The organism is Thermogutta sp. (assembly GCF_014359955.1).
In the GTDB taxonomy this organism is placed as follows: domain Bacteria; phylum Planctomycetota; class Planctomycetia; order Pirellulales; family Thermoguttaceae; genus Thermogutta.
On sequence record NZ_JACIYL010000581.1, the window covers coordinates 1 to 2,902 of the forward strand.

Sequence of the window (2,902 nt, forward strand, 5' to 3'; positions counted from 1 at the left end):
CGGACGGCTTCCTCAGGCGACATTTGAGAAGTTGTGGCGGAGTGTGTCTGGGACATGGTATTTCAACCTCCTTCCAATTGCCCTGTCAAAATCCTACATTAGTCTAAGGGAAGTTTTCAGGCAACCATGATAGGACTGGTGTTTGGCCAAAACGTCTTGCTTTCGGAATCAATTTATGGAGCGCTCGCGCGAGCAATTCACCCATCGCTTGACAGCCATGACTGGTCGATACGTTTTTTGCAGCAGAGTAAGTTGTCTGGTCTGTCTCGTCATCTGCCTGATGCCTCACGGTGCTCAGGCCCAGCTTTTTCGACGTGCAGGCCATGAGTTCTCCTTCATTCGACCGATTGACCTTGCGGCGACAGGCGGGGCCACCATCGGCGTGGTTGAGTTTTATCACCATGGTCAAATTGATCAGCAGGGCCAAAATGTCATCGTGGCCGTGGGAAATGAGGTGCTCCCTGTCCGGATTCTCCAAATAGGGCCGGGAGATTTTTGCCGCCTGGCCTTTCAGATAACAGCCGCCCGCGCAACAAGTGGTCGGGGATCCTTTGAGATCCTCTACGGCGGGGATCCTTTTCCTGAGGAGAGCCGTCCCAAATGGTCGGCTGAGGAGGGACTTCTGCTTGAAGTTCGTGAGTACAAGGAGTGCAACCTCAACAGTCTTCAATCGGTCAAGGCAGCCTTCGAAAGTGCGCGCCCCATCGGAGCCGACTACGTACCAACGGTTTTCCACGCCGGGAATCCATTCGCCTCAGTCCCTGGTCCCTACATGAGTCGCTACAGCGGCGTCATGCAGATTCCCAGAACGGGGACGTACGGGTTTTACACGTCGAGTCAGGATTGCAGCTTTCTGCTCATCGACGGAAAAATTGTCGCAGAAGCACCCGGTCGACATCCGCCGGAACGGCGAGCTCGCCCCGGCTTGCGACGAGATGTGCAACTGACGGCGGGTCCGCATCGGTTCGAATATTACCATGTATCCACGAGTGAAATGGGCGTGGCGGTGGCCGCGTGGGAAGTCGAGCCACGTGGCAGCCATCCAGCTCCGGTCCCTATTCCGCCGGAAGTATTCCGAAATGCCTCCATTGTCCGCCCCGCTGTGGGGCCTCCGATGAGCCAAACGCAGCGTTTTTTGCCCGATTTTCGTTTCAATGTTGTTGGCGCTGTATCGCTGCCCGAAAACGAAATACCGCTCGTGGTGGCAGAGTTCCGCGACGCGTCCCCCCCTGCTCTGGTCTCCTCGGCACGCGTCGAGTGGGACTTCGGAGATGGGCAGACAGCCCAGGGGCCCGCGGTGGTGCACGTTTTCCTTAGGCCTGGACTCTTCACGATTAAGGAAACAGTGACCCGCGCAGGCCGACCTTTTGAAATGCCCCAAAGGATTTGGATTGGCCCACCACCCGCCCCACCGCGAGAAGCGGGCAAAAACAAGCCCCTTCAGTTGGACGATATCCTGCCTGTTCTGGACACCTACAATCCTGCGGCAACGGATGCACAATCCCTTCTGCAGATGGTCCAGGCCTATTTGACTAAAGCGGACGAGTATCTCCCACCACCGCCGCCGGACACAGTTTTTGTCGACGAGGAACAGGCGGCGGCCGCCGCGCAAAAGTCCACAATAGACCCAAAGACGAGGGAATCGGAACGTCGTAAATATCTGATGCGTGCGCTGGAGGTGGCCAGGGACGGACTGCTGAAGGGCAAGCAAACGGGGGACGAGGAGCTTCTGCAGCTCCTCCGGCTGGTAACTCCCATCGCTCAAGATGTCTTCGTAGACTCGACGCTCGCTGTCAACCTCTGGACAGGTGTATTGCCTCGCCTGCAGGCGGACACAGCGCGGGCCGAAGCCCATCTCGCTGTAGCGGATATCCAGTTGAATGATCTGCTCGCGCTGGCTGAAGCAAAAAAGCATCTCGACGCGGCTGAAAAATTACTCCGGGATCCCAGTCGCCATGAACATTTGGGAGCGCTTTGGTACCGTTTGCGGGGCGAAGTGGCCGCCACCGAAGGGCGTCAGGACGAGGCAGTGAAGGCCCTCCAGCAGGCCGAGCAACTGGTAGCGGCTCGCCGCAATGAAGTGGAACGCACTGCCTGGCGGGGCGCCCACAGTCGTTCTACCGAGCAATTCCTGCGATCAGGGGAACTCGATAGGGCAGCGGCTGAACTGCGTGCCTGGTCCAATGAGTTTCCGCTTGATATTGTGGAGGGCTATTTGCCCCTTTTATGGGGAAAATACTGGTTCGCTCGGGGTCGGTACGAAGTTGTCACCGCTCTGGCGGATCGGCTGCTCGTCGTGAATCCTTATTCACCCTACATCGAAGAGCTGCTGCTTCTGTCGGCCCAGGCAGACCTGGCCATGAAGCGTGTGGATCGGGCAAAGGCGACGCTCGAATCTCTGCTGAAAGATTATCCAGGAAGCCCGCTGGTCGGCGAGGCAAAACAGCTTCTGGAGAAATTGCAGTCCGCAACTCCTGAACGAAAATAGGGCGGGATAAGCCTGGGCAACATCGCCCAGCTCAAAAACTCGCTAAAACTTGTAAAAGGTCAATTCAATTCGATCCGGTAAGTGGATGACTCATGTGATCTTTTGCTTGCACGGAGCATGGCGCTTGTCATGGGAGGGTTTGATATGAGGCTATGGCGGACGTGGCTATTCGTGACATGTGTGGCAGTTGCCACGGTGGGATCATCGCGCCACGTGGCGGCGGGCAGTTTCACTCTTCGCATCAAAGGTGCCCCACCGCTTCGGTTGGTCGGGGTTATCCAGCGGTGGGATCAGGATGGAAACCCTGTCAAACCGGTGGATCCCAAAGCGAAGATCGACGCCCCCGACTGCATTCCTGCTAAGCAGACGGCCGAAGGGGTGTGGCAGGTAGAGAAACTCGCACCAGGGCGGTAC

At 57.3% G+C, this 2,902-nt stretch carries 2 protein-coding genes; both read left to right on the forward strand.

Annotated elements, in window-relative coordinates; translation table 11 throughout:
• The first annotated feature begins 175 nt into the window (after positions 1–175).
• The gene (locus H5U08_RS14625; RefSeq protein WP_297034614.1) at positions 176–2,488 is read left to right on the forward strand and encodes a PKD domain-containing protein; all 2,313 of its coding nucleotides are present in this window, start codon (positions 176–178) and stop codon (positions 2,486–2,488) included.
• A 144-nt stretch (positions 2,489–2,632) separates the two neighbouring features.
• A partial coding sequence (locus tag H5U08_RS14630; RefSeq protein ID WP_297034616.1) for a hypothetical protein occupies positions 2,633–2,902 on the forward strand: 270 nt, incomplete at its 3' end.

Excerpts from the sequence above, each read along its gene's own strand:
- H5U08_RS14625 (WP_297034614.1), top strand. The coding sequence starts at position 176 with ATGGAGCGCTCGCGCGAGCAATTCACCCATCGCTTGACAGCCATGACT.